This is a genomic window from Actinomycetes bacterium (assembly GCA_035489715.1).
In the GTDB taxonomy this organism is placed as follows: domain Bacteria; phylum Actinomycetota; class Actinomycetes; order JACCUZ01; family JACCUZ01; genus DATHAP01.
In genome coordinates, this window is record DATHAP010000156.1 from 1 (window position 1) to 19,001 (window position 19,001).

At 72.3% G+C, this 19,001-nt stretch carries 19 protein-coding genes; 10 read left to right on the forward strand and 9 right to left on the reverse strand.

All coding sequences use genetic code 11. The annotated features are described in order from the left end of the window. From VK640_12530 to VK640_12540, 3 genes are all read left to right on the forward strand, one after another. Positions 1-479: hypothetical protein (locus tag VK640_12530; protein HTE74009.1), on the forward strand; the 479-nt coding region annotated here is incomplete at its 5' end. A gap of 159 nt (positions 480-638) precedes the next feature. Then, a complete protein-coding gene (locus VK640_12535) occupies positions 639-1,034 on the forward strand; it encodes a DUF3224 domain-containing protein (GenBank protein ID HTE74010.1) in 396 nt (131 codons plus the stop codon). A 26-nt stretch (positions 1,035-1,060) separates the two neighbouring features. Further along, entirely contained in the window at positions 1,061-1,591 is a 531-nt protein-coding gene (locus VK640_12540; protein ID HTE74011.1) for a MarR family winged helix-turn-helix transcriptional regulator, read from the forward strand. On the opposite strand, the gene VK640_12545 is transcribed toward VK640_12540, so the two are convergent. Further along, entirely contained in the window at positions 1,582-2,514 is a 933-nt protein-coding gene (locus VK640_12545) for a phospholipase (GenBank protein HTE74012.1), read from the reverse strand. The genes VK640_12540 and VK640_12545 overlap by 10 nt on opposite strands. Next, positions 2,511-2,879 (reverse strand): DUF2203 domain-containing protein, encoded by a 369-nt coding sequence (locus VK640_12550; protein HTE74013.1) that lies wholly within the window; start codon positions 2,877-2,879, stop codon positions 2,511-2,513. The genes VK640_12545 and VK640_12550 overlap by 4 nt, the downstream gene beginning before the upstream one ends. Before the next feature lie 53 nt (positions 2,880-2,932). On the opposite strand from VK640_12550, the gene VK640_12555 reads away from it, so the two are divergent. From VK640_12555 to VK640_12570, 4 genes are all read left to right on the forward strand, one after another. Then, complete coding sequence (locus VK640_12555; GenBank protein ID HTE74014.1) at positions 2,933-3,496, forward strand: HEAT repeat domain-containing protein; 564 nt, start codon at positions 2,933-2,935, stop codon at positions 3,494-3,496. Positions 3,497-3,516: 20 nt separating this feature from the next. Further along, positions 3,517-4,032 (forward strand): N-acetyltransferase, encoded by a 516-nt coding sequence (locus VK640_12560; protein HTE74015.1) that lies wholly within the window; start codon positions 3,517-3,519, stop codon positions 4,030-4,032. A gap of 203 nt (positions 4,033-4,235) precedes the next feature. After that, positions 4,236-5,534 (forward strand): peptidoglycan-binding protein, encoded by a 1,299-nt coding sequence (locus VK640_12565; GenBank protein HTE74016.1) that lies wholly within the window; start codon positions 4,236-4,238, stop codon positions 5,532-5,534. Positions 5,535-5,574: 40 nt separating this feature from the next. Further along, complete coding sequence (locus tag VK640_12570; protein HTE74017.1) at positions 5,575-5,982, forward strand: PPOX class F420-dependent oxidoreductase; 408 nt, start codon at positions 5,575-5,577, stop codon at positions 5,980-5,982. An 11-nt stretch (positions 5,983-5,993) separates the two neighbouring features. On the opposite strand, the gene VK640_12575 is transcribed toward VK640_12570, so the two are convergent. The 5 genes from VK640_12575 to VK640_12595 form a co-directional block, all read right to left on the reverse strand. Next, positions 5,994-6,545 carry a M15 family metallopeptidase gene (locus VK640_12575; protein HTE74018.1) on the reverse strand — a complete coding sequence of 184 codons (552 nt, stop codon included), beginning with the start codon at positions 6,543-6,545 and terminating at the stop codon, positions 5,994-5,996. Between the two features lie 187 nt (positions 6,546-6,732). Then, on the reverse strand, positions 6,733-9,258 hold the full coding sequence (locus tag VK640_12580) for a DUF3516 domain-containing protein (GenBank protein HTE74019.1): 2,526 nt from the start codon (positions 9,256-9,258) through the stop codon (positions 6,733-6,735). 36 nt (positions 9,259-9,294) lie between these two features. Next, positions 9,295-10,371, reverse strand: a complete 1,077-nt coding sequence (locus VK640_12585) for a hypothetical protein (protein ID HTE74020.1) — start codon at positions 10,369-10,371, stop codon at positions 9,295-9,297. Next, a complete protein-coding gene (locus VK640_12590; protein ID HTE74021.1) occupies positions 10,368-10,892 on the reverse strand; it encodes a SigE family RNA polymerase sigma factor in 525 nt (174 codons plus the stop codon). Before VK640_12590 ends, VK640_12585 begins: the two co-directional genes overlap by 4 nt. 13 nt (positions 10,893-10,905) lie before the next feature. Then, the gene (locus VK640_12595) at positions 10,906-11,367 is read right to left on the reverse strand and encodes a hypothetical protein (GenBank protein HTE74022.1); all 462 of its coding nucleotides are present in this window, start codon (positions 11,365-11,367) and stop codon (positions 10,906-10,908) included. Positions 11,368-11,626: 259 nt separating this feature from the next. Between VK640_12595 and VK640_12600 the strand changes: the two genes are divergently transcribed. Next, positions 11,627-13,903, forward strand: coding sequence for an immune inhibitor A domain-containing protein (locus tag VK640_12600; protein ID HTE74023.1), 2,277 nt, complete (start codon positions 11,627-11,629; stop codon positions 13,901-13,903). Positions 13,904-13,994: 91 nt separating this feature from the next. Here the strand turns inward: VK640_12600 and VK640_12605 are convergent, their stop codons facing one another. After that, on the reverse strand, positions 13,995-14,201 hold the full coding sequence (locus VK640_12605; GenBank protein ID HTE74024.1) for a hypothetical protein: 207 nt from the start codon (positions 14,199-14,201) through the stop codon (positions 13,995-13,997). Positions 14,202-14,261: 60 nt separating this feature from the next. Here VK640_12605 and VK640_12610 point away from each other — a divergent pair, with 60 nt between their 5' ends. Both VK640_12610 and VK640_12615 read left to right on the forward strand, forming a co-directional pair. Beyond that, a complete protein-coding gene (locus VK640_12610; GenBank protein ID HTE74025.1) occupies positions 14,262-15,794 on the forward strand; it encodes an MDR family MFS transporter in 1,533 nt (510 codons plus the stop codon). A gap of 106 nt (positions 15,795-15,900) precedes the next feature. Then, positions 15,901-17,514: a DUF222 domain-containing protein gene (locus VK640_12615; protein ID HTE74026.1), complete on the forward strand. Its 1,614-nt coding sequence runs from the start codon at positions 15,901-15,903 to the stop codon at positions 17,512-17,514. 296 nt (positions 17,515-17,810) lie between these two features. On the opposite strand, the gene VK640_12620 is transcribed toward VK640_12615, so the two are convergent. Next, positions 17,811-19,001: DUF3418 domain-containing protein (locus VK640_12620; protein ID HTE74027.1), on the reverse strand; the 1,191-nt coding region annotated here is incomplete at its 5' end.

Below are 19,001 nucleotides of genomic sequence, written 5' to 3' on the forward strand. Positions count from 1 at the left end.
GTGGCGAGTACTTCGTCGACGATCCGGAGTACATCCACGTCACGGGGACGGTACCCGCGGGGGCGACTGCCCTGCGGTTCCGTTACTCGACGGACGCTGCCTACCTCGACACCGGCTGGTTCATCGACGACGTGACGGTCGGCGGTGTGGAGGCGTCGCTGGCGCCGAACGGGACGGGCTGGGTGGACACAACGGGCATCCAGGAGAACAACTGGTCCGTCCAGCTGGTATCGGCGTGCGATCTCACCCCCGGCGTCGACGGTCCCGACGAGATCGTCGACAGTGAGGGCAACCACGTCTACCAGCTGAGTGCCGACGAGTCAGGGGCCATCTCCGCTTCGGGCTTTACCACCAGGTGCGCAAACGGCACCAAGAAGGACGTGACGGCGGTGGTATCTAACCTGCCGGACGGTGATCTCGACGTCCTCGACGCTGACTACACCTTGCGGCTTGTCGGGGGGAGCGCCGCGGCCAAGTAGCGCAGCAGCTGCTTCACCCGTGTCGGGCCGGGTCCCCACCAGGGGACCCGGCCCTTACGCGTTGGCGTACCGGTCTGGTATAGACATATGACTGAGTCACACATATGTTGGCGGGGACAGACAGGGACGAACCGGACACGTGACGACGAGGAGCCGCACATGACCAGCGCGACCGCGACCTTCCAGATCAGCGGCTGGGACGAGGACGTCTACGCCGAGCTCGGGCCGGGCGCCAAGCTGTCCAGGGCAGAGGTCGGGCAGACCTTCAGCGGCGACATCGAGGGCGAAGGCTCGGTGACCTGGCTGATGGCCTACACGTCGGAGAAGTCCGCCGAGTACGTCGGCCTCCAGCGGGTGACCGGCACCCTCGGCGGCACCGAGGGCAGCTTCCTACTGACCACCCAGGGCGCGTACGACGGCGCGGTCGCCGAGGGCACCTGGACGGTGGTCGCCGGGTCGGGTACCGACGGGCTGGCCGGGCTGACCGGCAGCGGGACGTTCCGGGCGCCGCTCGCCGGAGAGCCGGAGGTCACGCTCGACTACGACCTCGGCTGATCGGGCGGCTGAGAGGGGCGACGGCGGTGGACCGGACCGCCAACCTGCTCGGCGCCCTGAGCCTGGTCGTCGCCGACCGGATGACCGACGAGCTCGAGGCGACCTCGGGCCAGTCGTTGACGACGGCGACCGCGCTGTCGGCGCTGCACGACTTCCTGGACGACCCGTCGGTCGACCTGCTGCGGCAGGTGCTCGGGCTCACCCACTCCGGCACCGTACGGCTGGTCGACCGGCTGGCTGCCGCCGGCCACGTCCGCCGGGTGCCCGGGCCGGACGGTAGGACCACGGCGGTACGGCTCACCGCGTCCGGGCGGCGGGCGGCGGCGGGGGTGGTCGCGGCCCGGGCCGAGGTCCTCGACCGGGCCATGTCCGCGCTGTCCGCCGTGCCGGCGGCCGAGCGGGCCGCCTTCGAGCGGTCACTGGGCACGGTGCTGGTCGCGATGATGCGCGGCCCCGGCGCCACCCGCTGGATCTGCCGGCTCTGCGACACCGGTGCCTGCGGGCGTCCGGAAGGGCGCTGCCCGGTGGCGGCGGAGTCGACCCGCCGCTACGGCTGAGGCAGCACCTCGTCGAGGGCCGCGGCCAGCCAGGTGCCGAAGTCGTAGGGGTAGTCGTGCCCGAGCCCGTCGACGACCTCCAGGCGTACGTCCGGAAGCCGGTCGACCGCCGCCCGCGTGGTGGGCAGCAGCTCGTCGGCAGCGCCGATGATCACCACTCCTACCGGCTGGTGGGTCGGGTCCGCGGTCTGCTCCGGCCAGATCGCCGGTGACACGGCGAGCACGGCCGCGATCTCGGTCGGCTGTCCGCGCAGGGCCCACAGCAGCGCCGCCCTGGCGCCCGCCGAGAAGCCGCCCGCCACCATCGGCAGCAGGCGATCGGTTGCCGGAAGCGTCCCGAGAGCCGCCGCGACGTCAGCGGCCGCGGCCGCCGGGTCGGGCCAGGTGCGGTAGGTGGGGGTGCTCAGCTGCGACGACTCGACCGCCACCAGCACCAGTCCCCGGTCGACGGCGGGCGCCCACCGGGCCGCCGTGGCCGCCGCGCCCTGCCCGGCGCCGTGCAGCACCACCAGCAGCCCGCGCGCCGGCCGCTCGTCCGGCGGCCGGTGCACAACCGGCGGCCGGGCACGGGCGGCGGCCTGTGCCGCCGTGCTCCGGTCAGTCGCCTGCGCCACGAGGGCCTCGAAGCCCGGCAGGCCACGGACCGGCTCGAGGTCGTCGTCGTCGAGCAGGATCCGCGGGTGCCACCAGCCGCCCACCGCCGCCGCGTCCTGCAGGTCGCGCAGCGCCGCGGCCGGGTCGCCGGCCAGGGCGTGCAGGCAGGCCGCCAGGTGGGCCAGGTCGGAGCGGTACGCCGGCACGCTGCCTCGCTCGGCGTCGATCCTGCCCAGCGCGGCGACGTACTGCTGCTCCTCGTACAGGGCGAGCACCCGGTCGGTCAGGACGGCGTACCGCGCCGCCTCGTCCTCCGGCGGCTCCGTCACGGGAGTGGCCGCCGCCCCGCGAAGCCGGTGTCGAGCCGGTGGTACCAGCCCAGCGACCGGTCGCCCTCCAGCCAGCAGAGCAGCACCGGGGTGTCGGCCAGCTCGCTCGGGAAGTCGACCAGCAGCGGGGCGAAGCCCTTGAGCTCGACGCCGGTCTGCTGCACGGTCGAGAGCAGCTCGTCGAGCCGGGCCTGCGCGGCCTTGAGCTCGGGCAGGCCGCCCAGGGGACTCGGCGGCCCGTCCGCAGGTCTGACCGCCAGCTCGGCCGCGTCGGCGCGCAGCGCCACCACCTCGTCGAGCACCGGCAGCAGCCGGGCCAGCTCGGCCCGGGCCTCCTCGACGGTGAACAGCGCGACGCCGGACATGTCCGCAGCCTGCCACGGTCCTGCCTGTCGGGACGGTTGCCTAGCCTGGCGCCGTGCAGGAGCCGATGTCGCTCGACGGCACGCCCGCGGCCAGGATCGCCGAGCTGGTCGACCTGGTGGGCCACGAGGAGGTGGTCACCTGGTGCGCCGACCTGCTGGCCGGCCGGGCGGCCCACGACGACCCCGAGCTGCCGTCGCTGGCCTGGTTGGGAGGCCGCGCCACTGCCTGGTTGATGGGCCTCGATGGCGACCAGCTGCGGGTCAACGCGTACTGGGTCCGGGTATGGGGAGCCCGTGGGCTGCTGCACTGCTACCAGCCCGTAGCCGGGCGCGACGTCGTGGCGGCGCTGGGCGTCGAACACTGGCGGGTGCGCGAGATGGCGGCCAAGGTGGTGGCCACCTGGGAGGTGGGCGAGGCGGCCGACGCTCTGGTGCCGCTGCTCGACGACGAGGTGCCGCGTGTCCGTGCCGCGGCGGCGCGGGGGCTCGGTGTCGTGGGGGAGGGCGAGCACGCCACTGCACTCCACCAGGTCGCCGACGACCCGGAGGAGGCGGTGCGCCGGGCCGCGGAGACCGCGCTCCGGCAGATGCAGCAGCGGCTGGACCGCGAGGTCTAGCCGACCGGTAGGTTGCGATCATGGGCTGGCTCCCCGACGACTTCGAGCACCCGACCCGGGTCGACCTGACCACCGGTCACCACCTGCGCCCGATCCGCGGCAGCGACGTGGACATCGACTACCCGGCCGTCATGGGCTCCCGCGAGCGGCTCTGGTCCATCTACGGCGAGGCCTGGGGCTGGCCGCCGGCGACGATGACGGTCGAGCAGGACCGCGAGGACCTCGAGCGGCACGAGCGCGAGATCGAGGCGCACGAGTCGTTCAACTACGCCCTGCTCGACGAGGACGAGACCGAGCTGCTCGGGTGCGTCTACCTCGACCCGGCCGAGCGGGTGAGCGCTGACGCCGACGTCTCGTGGTGGGTCGTGGACCGCCTCGTCGGGTCCGACGTCGAGGCCGAGCTGGACGAGCTGGTGCCCTACTGGGTCGCCCAGGAGTGGGCCTTCGAGCAGCCGCGGTACGTCCCCCGGGAGATCAGCTGGGCGGACTGGGCGGCGCTGCCCGAGGTACCGCGGCCGCCTGAGCGAGATGGCTGAGCGGGCTCGCCGGGCGGAGTGCAAGTCGACGCACCGCTGATCTTCCAAGTTTTTCCCAGATGTGGGACAAATGGGGTTCAGGTGGCTGCTGGGACGGCCGAGCATGATCCCGGACGGGGGTCACGGGCCATCGACGGGGTCGGGAGCAGAGCGTGCGGTACGGCGGTGCGGGTCGAGGTAACGGTCGACGCGGTCTCGGGACGATGGTGGCCGTCGCGGTGCTCACCGGGGGGCTGACCGGGGGGCTGACCGGGGGGCTGGCCGCCGGCCCGGTGGCCGGCGCCGAGGCCGCGGTCGCCGACCCGAGAGCCTCGGTCGCCGCCCCGTCGGTCACCGAGGGGTGGGCGCCGTACCTGCCGCAGACCTCCTGCGACCCGGTGGTCAAGCCGGGAACGCTGGCCCTGCGCAGCATGCTGCTCGCCGCCTACGGCGGCCGCGACCTCGGCATCACCCGGGCCTGCGACATCGGCGGCCAGAGCGAGCACAAGGAGGGCCGGGCCTGGGACTGGGGCCTGGACGCGTCCAAGCCGGCCGAGAAGGCGCTCGCGACGCAGTTCCTGGACTGGCTGCTGGCCCCGGGCCCGAGCGGGATGGGCGGCTTCCAGGCCCGGCGGCTCGGCGTCATGTACGTCATCTACGACGGTCGGATCTGGTCGTCCTACCGCGCCGGGGAGGGCTGGCGGGCGTACACCGGCGGCGAGAGCCACGGTGACCACCTGCACATCTCGATGGCCTGGAACGGCGCGATGAAGCGCACCTCGTGGTGGACCGGCAAGGCCGCCGCCATCGACTACGGGCCGTGCGTCAAGGTCGAGGGGGACCAGGCCACGCCGTGGTCGGGGCCGAGGTCCACGCCCTGCCCGGAGCCGGCCAGCGCCATGTCGCTCACCGGCCGGCCGCTGCTCCAGCGCGAGTCGACCGGTGCTTACGTCCTCCAGCTGCAGCGGCTGCTGTCGGTCGAGCCGGTGACGGGGTTCTTCGGCCCGATCACCGAGGAAGCCGTACGCACGCTGCAGAAGGCCCGCGGTCTCGAGGTGACCGGGACGACGACCCACCCGACCTGGGCGGCCGCCCGCAGCGGCGCGGCCGCCCCGACAGCGCCGCCGGCCACGTCGGTCACCTCGTCGAGGGCGCTGCCGTCGCGGATGCGCTACGTCGTGCGGCCCGGCGACAGCCTGAGCCGGCTGGCGAAGACCTGGCACTCGACGGTGGCCGGCATCAGATCGGCGAGCGGGCTCTCGGGCGACCTGATCCGGGTCGGCCAGACCGTGGTGATCCCGGTCCGCTCGGGCATCACGAAGTTCCAGTACACCTTCCTCGAGAAGGGCGACGAGGGCGTCGTGGTGCGCGCGCTGCAGGTCGCGCTGAACATGCGACCCAAGTACCGCACCGGCTTCTTCGGCGACATCACCGAGCAGCGGGTCAACCGGCTCAAGGCCCGGCACGGCTGGGAGACCGACGGCATCGCCGGAGTCGGCGTGTGGCGGGCGCTCGGCGCCTGAGGCGGCGTAGGACGCAGCCGGCGAGGGTAGGCGCCGCCGCATGAGCGACTCGACCTTCCCGCCGGACGTGCGCGCACTGCTGGAGCGGCCCAACCCGGCCGTCGTGACGTCGGTGCGGCCAGATGGGCAGCCGGTGTCCGTGGCGACCTGGTACCTGATGGACGGCGACCGGGTCTTCGTCAACATGGACCAGGGTCGCAAGCGCCTCGACTACCTGCGCAACGACCCACGAGTGAGCATCACGGTGCTCGACGGCGACGACTGGTACACCCACGTGAGCATCCAGGGCCGGGTCGTCGAGATGTCCGACGACGAGGGGCTGGCCGGCATCGACCGGCTCTCGACGCACTACCGCGGTGCCCCCTACCGCAACCGCCGGCGTGGGCGGGTCAACGCCTGGGTCGAGGTCGACCGGTGGCACGGCTGGGGCAAGGTCGAGCGGGACTGACCGGGCCGGCTTCAGCGGCCCGTGCTGGAGAAGTGCTGGTAGTCCTTCCTCGTCGTCCACGAGCCGCCCCAGCCCCACCCGATGGACGCGAACGCCGACCGGACGCCGCGGGTGACCATGCCCCTGCGCAGGGGTGACCGGTCGACGTAGGCCGCACCCGCTGGTGGCTCCACGATCGACCCGGACACGTAAGGGTTCTGTACCGGGTTGACGTCGACCGCCCGGCCGTAGGAGTGCTCGGACCACGACGTGCCGCCGGTCACCCGGCGGCAGTTGAACGCCGAGGTGTTGTTCGCTGCCATCGACCGGGCGTCGCTGCCGTCGTAGGCGTCGACCAGCCGCAGGCGACGGATCGGGAACCGCTGCTCGTACAGCGACCGAAAGACCTCGACGACCGCCGCCGCCTGGTCCTCGTGCACGACGAGCCGGCCGTAGCCGGCGGTCCCGTCGAAGCCGACGAACGAGACGCGGACGTAGCGGAGGTCCCGCAGCGGCACCGGGCAGCCGGGCCGCCAGGTCGACGGCCGCATCCGGTCGGCGAGGTCGGTCCCGATCACGCGCACGGCCGACCGGAACTCCGGCAGTCCGTCGGCGGCCCGGCTTGCCACGGCACCGGGCGCCGGTGACGGGCCGACGGGGCAGAGCAAAGCTCCGACGAGAGCGGCGGCAGCCAGCGTCGGCCGAGTGACCCTGCTGCGCATCACCCGCACACCCTGGCAGAGCAGGCTGGGCCGGTGGGGGACGACCGGGTCAGTCGGTGCGGTCGACCGCGGTGACGACGACGACCGCCTCGCCGGCCTCGTCCGACGCGGCCAGGTCGACCGTGGCCGAGACGCCCCAGTCGTGGTCGCCGGCCGGGTCGTCGAAGACCTGCCGCACCACCCAGCGCCCCGGCTCCTCGGTGACCATGAGCAGGGCCGGCCCGCGGGCGTCGGGTCCGGTCATCAGCTGGTCGTGGTCGGCCCAGTAGCCGGCCATGGCGTCGGCCCAAGCCGCCGCGTCCCAGCCGGCGTCCGCGTCCAGCTCGCCGAGGTCGGCGTAGCGCCGCAGCGCGGCCAGCTCCACCCGCCGGAACATCGCGTTGCGCACCAGGACCCGGAAGGCCCGGGCGTTCGACGTGACCGCCGGTGGCCTCTCGTCCCGGACGTGGTGCCGCGCCACGTCGGCCTGCTCGACCTGGTCGATGCTGGTCAGCCGCTCCCACTCGTCCAGCAGGCTGGAGTCCACCTGACGCACCAGCTCGCCGAGCCACTCGGTCAGGTCGGTGAGCTCCTCGGTGCGCGCCGACTCGGGCACCGTCTGGCGCAGCGCCTTGTAGGCGTCGGCCAGGTAGCGCAGCACCAGCCCCTCGGAGCGCGCGAGCTGGTAGAAGCCGACGTACTCGGTGAAGGTCATCGCCCGCTCCGACATGTCGCGCGCGACCGACTTGGGCTTCAGCTCGTGGTCGGCGACCCACGGGTGCCCGCGCCGGTAGGTCTCGTAGGCGTGCTCGAGCAGCTCGCGCAGCGGCTGCGGGTAGGTGACGTCCTCCAGCAGCTCCATCCGCTCGTCGTACTCGATGCCCTCCGCCTTCATCGCCGCCACCGCCTCGCCGCGCGCCTTCTTGCGCTGCGCCTGCACGACCTGGCGCGGGTCCTCCAGCGTCGCCTCGAGGACCGAGAGGACGTCGAGGGCGTACGTCGTCGAGGCCCTGTCGAGGAGCTCCAACGAGGCGACGGCGAACGGGGACAGCGGCTGGTTGAGGGCGAAGTCCGGCTGCAGCTCGACGGTGAGCCGCACCTGCCGGCCGTCCGGCTCGGGCCGGTCGAGTTGCTGCACGACGCCGCCGGCGAGCAGTGCCCGATAGATCGCTATCGCGTGCTTGATGTGCCGCAGCTGGCGCTCGCGCGGCTCGTGGTTGTCCTCGAGCAGCCGGCGCATGGCGGCGAAGGGGTCGCCGGGCCGAGCGATGACGTTGAGCAGCATCGAGTGGGTGACCGAGAAGGACGACGTGAGCTGCTCCGGCGCGGCCGAGACGAGGCGCTCGAACGTCGGCTCCCCCCATGACACGAACCCCTCGGGCGGCTTGCGCTTCACGAGCTTGCGCAGCTTCTTGGGGTCGTCGCCGGCCTTGGCCTTCGCCTTCTCGTTCTCGACGACGTGGTCGGGCGCCTGCACGACGACGGTGCCGGCCGTGTCGAAGCCGGCCCGGCCCGCGCGGCCGGCGACCTGGTGGAACTCCCGGGCGGTCAGGTGCCGTGTGCGTGACCCGTCGTACTTGGACAGCGCCGTGACGAGGACGGTGCGGATCGGCACGTTGATGCCCACGCCGAGCGTGTCCGTGCCGCAGATCACCTTGAGCAGCCCGGCCTGGGCAAGGGTCTCCACCAGTCGCCGGTAGCGGGGCAGCATACCGGCGTGGTGCACGCCGATCCCGTGCCGCACCAGCCGGGACAGCGTCCTGCCGAAGCCGGCCGAGAAGCGGAAGCCGCCGATCATCTCGGCGATCTCGTCGCGTTCCGCGCGCGTCGCGACGTTGACGCTGGTGAGGGCCTGCGCCCGCTCGATGGCCGCGACCTGGGTGAAGTGCACGACGTAGACCGGCGCCCGGTCGGTGTGCAGCAGCTCGTCGAGCGTCTCGTGCACGGGGGTGGTCGCGTAGTAGTAGGTCAGCGGGACGGGCCGCTCGCCGGTGGCGACGACCGCGGTCGCTCGCGACGTACGCCGCGAGAGGTCGGACTCGAAGAACGACACGTCGCCGAGGGTCGCCGACATCAGTAGGAACTGCGCGTGTGGGAGCTCGAGGAGCGGCACCTGCCACGCCCAGCCGCGGTCCGGGTCCGAGTAATAGTGGAACTCGTCCATCACCACGACACCGACGTCGGTGTCGGCGCCCTCGCGCAGCGCCTGGTTGGCCAGCACCTCGGAGGTGGCCGTGATGATCGGGGCGTCCGGGTTGACCGAGGCGTCGCCGGTGAGCATGCCGACCTTGTCAGCGCCGAACATGTCGCACAGGGCGAAGAACTTCTCCGACACCAGCGCCTTGATCGGTGCGGTGTAGATGCTCCGGCGCCCCTCGGCCAGGGCCGCGAAGTGGGCGCCCGCGGCGACCAGGCTCTTGCCGCTGCCGGTCGGCGTGGCCAGGATCACGTTGCTGCCGGAGACCAGCTCGATCAGTGCCTCGGTCTGCGCCGCGTAGAGGTCGAGACCCTGCTCGGTGGTCCAGCCGGTGAACGCCTCGAACAGCGCGTCGGGGTCCGCCGCCTCCGGCCCGGGAAGGTGGTCGAGGAGGCGCACCGGGCCGAGGATACGGCGGGGACGGTTCCTCGGAGGTCAGCCGCGGCCGGTCAGGGCACGGGACCAGGTGATGTTGTCGACCTGGCGCGTCCCGAGCGCCAGACGTGTCCACAGCTGGCGGTCGCGCCCCTCACGGTCCGTCGTGACCAGCCGCTGGTCCCCGACGCCCCCGACCAGCCAGACGACCCGGTCACCGGTCCAGCCGAGCGGTCGCGCGTCGCCTGCCGGGGCGGGGAGGGCGGTCGCAGTCCCATCAGCGACCGACACCACCGCGAAACCACCGGTGGCGGACCGGTACATGAGAAGGTCACGCCCGTCGGGCGACCAGGACATCGACCCGTTGGCCAGACGCCCGGGCAGCTCACGGAGCAGTCGGCCATGCAGGTCGCGCAGCCCGGACCCGTACCTGCCCCGCACGACCATCCGCTCGCTGTCCGGGGCCCAGGCGAACGAGTGGTAGCCGCACTCCGGGCCTTCTGCGGCGATCTGGTTCACTGTCCCGCTGACCCGGTCGATCAGCACCACGTCGCCCGTCGCGTAGTCCGCCGCGACCAACAGGCTGCCGTCCGGCGACAGCGTCGGGCAGTGGCCTCGTGCGCCGCCTGCGTGGTCGACGCTCCCGGCCCGCAGGTCGACGATCTCGACGTCCGCCTGGGTCTGCCAGCCCTGCCGGACGAAGCTGGCGCCGTCGGCGGACAGGTGCTGCGTCCAGTGCCCCTGGACCTCCCCGGTCTGGGGAAGGAGCACGGCTTCGGTCTCGTTGCTCGTCAGGAGGTAGGAGGGCGTGTTGTCGTTCTCGCTGTCCGCGGCGAGCGAGATGGCGAGCAGCACCCGCCCTGGGCTCAGCGTCCCCGACTCGGAGAGCGTGATCACCTTGGGCAGCCGTTCGGCCGGGTCGATCCGGCGGGCGTGCTCGGCCCGCGACATCAGCGCGGCGACGAGCAGCGCGGCGACCACTGCCGCCACGGCACCGACCACGGATCGATGCCGGAGCAGTCGTGGCCGCGTCGCGCCGCGGCCCGCCTCGAGTCGCTGCATCAGGGGTGCCGGCCGGGCGTCGTCGGCGATCTCGTGCAGGGCGGTCCGGACCTGGTCCTCGACGTCGATGCTCATCGCTCGCCTCCCGTTGCTGGTGCCAGGTCACGGCACGCCGAGCGCATGGCGTGCAGCGCCTTGTGGGACTGGCTCTTCACCGTGCCCACGCTGATCCCGAGCAGGTCAGCGGTCTGCTGCTCCGTGAGGTCCTCGAAGTAGCGCAGCACGAGCACGGTCCGCTGCCTCGGGCCCAGCCGCATCAGGGCGTCCCGTAGGACCATCCGGTCGGTGGACCGGTCGGTCGGGTCGGCGGCGGGGCGCTCGCGGCGCGGCTCCGGCACCACCTGGGTGGGCAGCTCGGTGAGCCTGCGCCGCCGCCACAGCGAGATGTTCTCCCGGTACATGGTGCGGCGGACGTACTGCTCGGCGGCGCCGACGTCCCGGATGCTCGACCAGTGCTGCACCGCACGTTCGAGCGCGGTCTGCACCAGGTCCTCGGCAAGGTGCTGGTCCCCGGTCAGCAGGTACGCCGTGCGGATCAAGGCGCGCCCGCGGGCCGCCACGAACCCGCGGAACACCTCGTCCTGCACGGCGTCCACTGCTGATGCCCCTCTACGGGGCGACCGCGTGGCCGGAGGGCCGGTGCGCGGCGACCTGTCGGGCACCGACGAAGGCGGCACCGGTCACCAGCGCGCCCATGGCGGCGGCCGCGGCGAGCTGCCAGGCGGCGGCGTCCCCTCCGGTCGTCGCCGCCGCCTGGCCGGTGCCGGTGCCGGTGGCACCTGTCGCCGCGGTCGAGCCGGCGTTGCCGGCCGAACCGGGCGACGCGGTTCGAGCAGCGGCCTCGCCGTGCTCGACCTGCGCCTTCGTCAGCCGGGCCGCTCCCGACCCGGCGGCCCCGGACCCGGCACCGACCCACTCGTCGTGTTCGATCGCGGCCTTGCTGGAGGGCGCGGTGTCGTCGGCGGCCTGCGCCGCACCGGCCGCCAGCACCAGGCTGCCGGCCAGGGCCGTGGTGAGGGCGAGCGTCGCCACCGTCGTCGCTCGTCGGGTCGTCGTGGTCGCTGGGGACATCGTGGGCTCCTCGTGCTGGAGGCGGTCAGGGTCGGTGGACGTTTGCAGGTAAGGACGCGATGGCGAGCCGAAGGGTTGCCCCGACGCCAGGACGCCAGGGTCGGCAGCGGCGAGCAGTGGCCGGAGGCGGTCGGTTTGCGCCCGCAACGAGGCAATTGCACGGCGATCTGTCACGGTTAGGCCGCCGTTGGTGACGTGTGACACACTCGCCCGGCCTCGGCCAGAAGGGCCAGGTACCCACCCCCCGGGAGGACTACTCGTGAGGAAGCTCACCACTTCCGTGGTCACCGGTCTTGCCGGTGTCGCGGTTGCCGCTGCTGTGATCCAGCAGCCGGCCGTCGCCGCACCTGTGCAGGACGACGGTGCCACCGCGGGCCAGGCGAGGGCGGCCGCGCACCGGCCGGACAACCGCCTCGGCCCGGCGACCAAGAAGCAGCTCGCGCTGCGTGAGGCCGCCGTGCAGAAGGTCGCCGCCGGCGAGGCGACCCCCGACGCCGACGGCGTCGTCAAGCTCGGCGACGGCAAGTTCGCCGAGGTCGAGACGACCAAGAGTGACAAGATCTTCACGATTCTGGCCGAGTTCGGGACCCAGAGCGTCAACAAGTACGGCACCGCCCCCGGCCCGCTGCACAACCAGATCGCGCAGCCGGACCGTTCGGTGGACAACTCGACGACGTGGACCAAGGACTACGACAAGGCCTATTACGAGAACCTCTTCAACGGCTCGGGCGAGTCGATGAAGACCTTCTACGAGGCGCTCTCCAACGGGCAGTACTCGGTGACGAACACGGTCTCCGACTGGGTGCAGGTCCCCTACAACGCGTCCTACTACGGCGACAACGCCGTCGAGGACTTCGGCGGTTCCTGGGCGTTCATCAGCGACGCCGGCAACGCGTGGTACGCGGACGCCCTGAAGGAGATGGGCAGCAAGGCTGCCGTCCAGGACTACCTCAAGCAGTTCGATGTCTGGGACCGTAACGACTTCGACAACGACGGCAACTTCGACGAGTCCGACGGCTACATCGACCACTTCCAGGCGGTGCACGCCGGGCAGGGGGAGGACGCCGGCGGCGGCGGCCAGGGCGAGGACGCCATCTGGTCGCACCGCTGGTACGTCAACGGTGACGACTACGGCGTGACCGGCCCGGCCGGCAACCTGTCCGGTGGTGCTCAGATCGGCCAGTCGACGTACTGGTTCGGCGACTACACCACGGAGCCGGAGAACGGTGGCCTCGGCGTCTTCGCGCACGAGTACGGCCACGACCTCGGTCTGCCGGACTACTACGACACTGCCGGCGGCGAGAACGGCACCGCATTCTGGACCCTGATGAGCTCCGGCTCGTGGCTGAGCCACGGCGGCACCGAGGGCATCGGCACGACGCCCGGCCTGATGGGCCCGGAGGAGAAGCTGTTCCTCGGCTGGCTGGACTACAGCACCGTCCCGGCCGGGAAGTCGGGCAACTTCACCCTCAACCCGTCCCAGTACCACGTCTCCGGCAAGGACCAGGCCGTCAAGATCGACCTGCCGGACGCCACGGTGACGAAGGACTACACGACGCCGCCGTCGGGGACCCACGCCTGGTGGACCGGCAGCGCTGACGACCTGAACGAGAGCCTGACCACTTCGGTGGCGGCCGCGGGCAAGGTCAGCGTCAGCGCGAGCGCCTGGTACAACATCGAGGCCGGCTACGACTTCCTGTACGCCGAGTACTCCCTCGACGGTGGCCAGACGTGGCAGCGTACGGGCAGCGGTGTCGACGGCTCATCGAACGGCCGGTGGACCACGCTGCGCTACTCCTACGACGCGGGTGGCTCTGCCTCGGAGTTCCGGTTCCGCTACCAGTCGGACGGCGGCGTGCACCTGGCCGGTGCCTTCCTCGACGACATCTCGGTCAACGGGACCGTCGACGACGTCGAGAGCGGCACCGGCGCGTGGACGAAATCCGGGCTGTGGCAGATCAGTACCGGCACGGTGTCGAAGACCTCGCCGTCCTACTACCTTGTCGAGAACCGGGAGTACGCCGGCTACGACGACACGCTGCGGACCGGGCCGTACCAGTTCAGTGAGGCGTACAAGCGCCCGGACTGGGTGGAGTTCTTCAAGTTCCAGAACGGCCTGCTGGTCTGGTACGTGAACCACTCGGTCGAGGACGACAACACCTCGGAGCACCCGGGCACCGGCCTGTCGCTCCCGGTCGACGCCCGACCGGCGCCGTTCAGCTACCCGGACGGCACGCGGCCGAGCAACCGGCGGCAGCCCTTCGACGCCACGTTCGGCCTGGAGGCGACGGACGAGACGTGCCTGCACAAGCAGGTCGTGGTCGGCAACGGCCCGTCGCAGTCCATCGAGACGGTGGCGGCGTGCGCGGAGAGCAACCCCGGCATCCCGACCTTCGACGACAGCAACCCGCTGGCGTACTGGTCGAGCGCCAACCCGCAGAACAGCGTCAAGGTCGCGGGTGAGGGAGTCACGGTCACCGTGACCGGCGACCGGGGCCAGGACCTGACCGTCAAGGTGGTCAACCCGGCCCAGTAGCACCAGGCTCCTCCGGGAGCAGCACCATCAGCACGACGGCGAGGGCCGGGAGCACCGCTCCCGGCCCTTGCCGCGTCTGCTGGAGCGGCGCTCAGCGTTCCCGCTGGCGACCGGCCCGCAACTGGGTGACCCCGCGCAGGGTGCCGAACACCACGACCGCCAACAGGGCGAGCGTGAAGAAGGCGACGTCCCATTGCTGGTGCACGATGGCGTCCACAAGCCCGATCGTGCCGCTGAGGATCAGCACGCTGCCCAGCACGACGAGCAGCCACGACGAGAACCGCTGGTAGGGGTGCACGGCACGAGTCTCCCGTAGCCGCCGGGAAGGGATCACGGCCCGGTTGGGTTGGCACGGAGGATGCGCGCCCACGACCCGACCCCGGCACCGCCCTCATCGGACCGCCCGGCAGGCATCGGCCTGCGCTCCGAGCGCGGGCCGGTGCTGATCGGGCTGATGCTCGCGACCGCGCTGGTCGCGCTGGACGCCACGATCATCGCCACGGCTGTTCCCTCGATCGTGCGCGACCTCGGCGGATTCTCGCAGTTCCCGTGGCTGTTCTCCATCTACCTGCTGGCGCAGGCGGTCCTGGTGCCGATCTACGGCAAGCTGGCCGACGTCGTGGGCCGGCGGCCGGTGCTGTTCTTCGGCATCGGGGTGTTCGTCCTCGGATCGCTGCTGTGCGGGCTGGCCTGGAGCATGCCGACCCTGATCGCCGCGCGGGCGGTGCAGGGGATCGGCGCGGGCGCCATCCTGCCGATGACGGTGACGGTCGTCGGCGATCTCTACTCGGTGGCGGAGCGGGCGCGTGTCCAGGGGTACGTCGCCAGCGTCTGGGGCATCTCGTCGGTCGTCGGCCCGACTCTCGGCGGGCTGTTCGCCGAGTACCTCAGCTGGCGCTGGATCTTCTTCATCAACCTGCCGCTGGGCGCGCTCGCCGCGTGGATGCTCGCCCGGGCGTTCCGCGAGAGCGTGGAGCGCCACCCGCACCAGATGGACGTCCTCGGCGCCGTCCTGCTGACCACCGGCTTCTCGCTGCTGATCCTCGGCCTGCTCGAGGGCGGCGTGGCGTGGGAGTGGTCCTCGCCGGTCAGCCTGGCCGTCTTCGCCGGCGCCGCGGTGGCGCTGGTGCTGATGGTGCTCGTCGAGCGGCGGGCCGCCGAGCCGGTGCTGCCGCTGTGGGTCTTCAACCGGAGGGTGCTCCTGGGTGGCAACCTCGCGTCGGTGTCCGTGGGGGTCGTGCTGATCGGCCTGGTGTCGTACGTGCCGACGTACGTCCAGGGCGTACTCGGCACCGGAGCCCTGGTCGCGGGGTTCGCTCTCGCGGCGATGACCCTGGGCTGGCCGATCGCCGCGGCGCTGTCCGGCCGGGTCTATCTTCGGATCGGCTTCCGCGACACCGCGCTGATCGGCGCCGCCATCGTCGTGCTCGGCTCGGTGCTGGTGGCCATGCTGACTGCCGACTCGGCCGTGCTCACCGTCGCCGCCACCACGTTCGTCGTCGGTGTGGGGCTGGGGCTCTGCTCGGCGCCGACGATCGTCGCGGTCCAGTCGGTCGTCGACTGGCGGCGGCGCGGCGTGGTGACGGCGACCAACCTGTTCGCCCGCAACCTCGGCAGCGCGGTCGGCGTCGCGGCCTTCGGGGCGATTGCGAACGCCACGCTGGCCGACCGGTTCGCCAACGCGCCGGCCAGCTTCCCGGACCGGATGCGGGACAGCGCCGACGCCGAGCGCCTCGTCGTCGAGGGTGGTGACCGGTCTGGTCCGGTGGCGGACTACGTCCGGTCGGCGCTCTTCGACGCGTCGCACAACGTGTTCCTGGGCGTGGTCGTCGCGGCCCTCGTGGGCTTCGCCGTGCTGTGGCTCATGCCGCGGCGCACCGAGCCGGTCTGACCCGCCGCGGGGCCGGCTAGCTCTGGACGGATCCTATTGTCCACAAACGTTTTCCGGTGCTCTCCGGGTTGGGGTTGTGTCCGACCCCCTGTCTAGGTTGACGGTCATGAGCACGAGCGGCGTCCTGGTCGACCGGCCGGTGGTCGACGAGCTCGCGGGTGCCTGTGATCTGTTGGCGGAGGCTGATGCCTCGTCGGTGTGGCGGCTGGCTGATGGTGACGTGGAGCGCGGGGTGTCCCTGCTGGTGCGACTGCAGGCGCACGCCGCCGCGCTGCAGGCGGTGCTGCTGGCCGAGGTCGAGTCACGGGACCTCAAGGCGTCCACCGGTGCGCCGTCGACGGAGCGGTGGCTGGGAGACCGCTGGCGGCTCTCCCGCGCCGACGCCGTTGCCCGGCTGCGGCAGGCGACGGCCCTGGGCCGGCACCCGGTGCTGCTCGACGCGCTCACGGCCGGTGCTGTCACCGTGGAGCAGGCCGAGGTCCTCGCCGCGGTGCTGCACCGCATCGACGCCCTGCCCGACCTCGACGCGAGTGACGACGGCGAGGCCGGCGGTGAAGGTGAGGCCGGTGCGGCTGCGGAGTTCATGGTCGAGCAGGCCGCGCTGCTCAGCCCGCCGGAGCTCGAGCGGGCCGGGCAGGCCGTGGTCGAAGCGCTGACCCGCAGCCCGTCGGTCGACGACCCGGCTGACGACGCAGCGGAAGCCCGCGAGCACGAGCGGGCCGAGCGGGAGCTGCAGGACCAGGAACGGAACTGGCTGCGGGTCATCCACCGCCCCGGCGGTCGGGTCCGGGTCGGGACCGAGCTTGGCCCGGTCGGCGCCGCCGGGTTCCTCGCCTGGTGCCGCCGGATCGAGAAGCCCGCCCCCGGCGTCGACGGGTTCGAAGACACCCGCAGCCCTGCCGAACGCCGCGGCGACGCCCTGGCCGACCTGTTCACCACCGACAGCCCGACCAACCGCCCCGGAGGCAAGCTCGGCGGCGAGACCGCCGCCGCGGACCAGACGGATCTGCGCGAGCCGGATCTGCTCGAGCTCGACATCGACGACGCCGTGGACGATCTCCTCGCGGACGATCCCGTCGAGGACGAGCTCGACGCGGACCAGGCCGGCCCGGACCTCGCGGACGATGCGGACAGCTCCGTCAGCTCTGAGGTGGAGATGCCGGGGTTGCCCGGTCAGTGCGGCGCCGTGCTCAACGTGATCACCTCCCTGGACCAGCTCCGGGCCGGGATCCCCGGCACCGGGCACCTCGACACCGGCGCCCCTCTCTCAGTCGCCGCTGTTCGCCAGCTGGCCTGCGAGGCGCAGGTGGTGCCGATCGTCATGAATGGCGCCTCCCAGGTCCTCGACCTCGGCCGCGCATGCCGCCCGTTCAACCGGGCCCAACGCCGCGCCGCAGCCATCCGCGACCGCGGCTGCGTCGCTCCTGGCTGTGACGCACCGCCCGCCGACTGCCACCTGCACCACTGCTGGTGGTGGTCACGAGGCGGGCCGACCGACCTGGACAACGCGGCCCTGCTCTGCGGCTTCCATCACCGGATGGTGCACCGCCAGGACTGGACCATCACCCTCGCCGCCAACGGCTACCCCCAGCTGCACCCACCGCCGGACATCGACCCCACCGGACGACCCCGACAGCACCACCGCTTCACCATCAGCGACGCCCTTCACCACCGGCCTCGGCTCAGCATGAGCGGCCGCGACCAGCACCTGCGGACGTGAGCCATAGCTGCAGATTGGGCACCTCGATCGCGCAGCTACGGCAGACTCCGAGCAACTCGCCGACCGCGTGCCGCGTCATCCGCGCGCGATGCCGCCACCGCATCAGCAACCTCCGCCCCGGCGGGCGACGGCGTCCAGGACCGTCTCCAGGAGCTGGATCCTGTCCTCGACGAGATCGAGCTCGGCCGGCGGGCGTCCGAGCCGTGACCGTCACGGTGCGGCTCGGCCCTCGTCATCCAGTCCACCCCGGTCACCCCCGCGTCGGGCAAACATCCACCTCCGCGGACGGCACGATGTCATCCGACAGCGTCCATGGCGCGGTAGATGCGCTTGGCCGAGACCGCGTGCTTCGTGCCGAGCTGCTGGGCGAAGAGGCTGACCCGCAGCTCCTCGACCATCCAACGCACGTCGGCGACTTCCGCGTCGAACGGGTCGTCCCGACGGGCGGCAGGCAGGCTCGCCACCCACTTCTCCACCTCGGCGCTGACGACCTGCACCTCCTCGAGGCGGGCCCGGTCGCGCCCGGCGGCGGCGGGCAGGGAGTCGAGCCGGACGGCGTCGGCGCGCAGGTAGCGCCGGATGTCGGGCAGCCGGGCGGCGCCGGCAGCGGAGACGAAGCCGCGCCGGGTCAGCGCCGCGAGGTGCTCGCGGACGTCGACGACGGTCGGCAGGGCAGCGGGCACCGTCGAGCCGCTCGCCCGCGCCGTCAGCTCGTGGGCCAGCATCAGCACGTCGACGACACTGACGACGACCTCGTACGTCGTGTCCGCGAGGTCGGCCCGCACCGCGTCCCGCAGCCGGTCGAACGTCGCCTGGTCCCGCACGACCGCGACCGGCTGCCCGTCCGTGACGTGCATAGCGTGCTCCACGAGCACGTCCACCGCCGCGTCGACGCAGTCGGCGAGCAGGTCCGGGACGGAGGCGTACTCGCTGTGCCCCAGCGCCAGCTTCTGCCGCGCGTCGAGCCGCGAGACGACGTGCTTCACCGGCGACGGCACGGTGAGGGTGAGCAGGCGGCGCACGCCGAGACGGGTGACCCGACGGGCGTCCTCGGCCGAGCCCAGCACCTGCAGCGCGACCGACCCGCCCTCGTCGACCAGGGCCGGGTGCCCGGCGACCGTCTGCCCGTCGCGCTGCTCCTCGAAGGTGGCCGGCAGGTCGCCGAACGACCAGCTGGTCAGGCCGCGGCGCTCGACGGAGGAGGCAGCGGCAGCGACCGTACGGCGTACCGCAGGGGCGAGGCGGGCGGACAGCGCCGCGAGGTCCTTGCCCTCACCGACCGTCGCCCCGGCGCCGTCCTCGACGCGGAACGTCATGCGCAGGTGCGGCGGCACCTTCGTCACGTCCCAGGCATCAGGGGGTACGTCGACCTGGGTCATCGCGTAGAGCTCGTCGCCCATCGCGTCGGTCAGGCGCCGCTCGCCCCCGTCGGGACCGAGCCGGTCGAGCACGGCGCGCGCTGTGTCCGGCGCCGGCACGAAACGCTT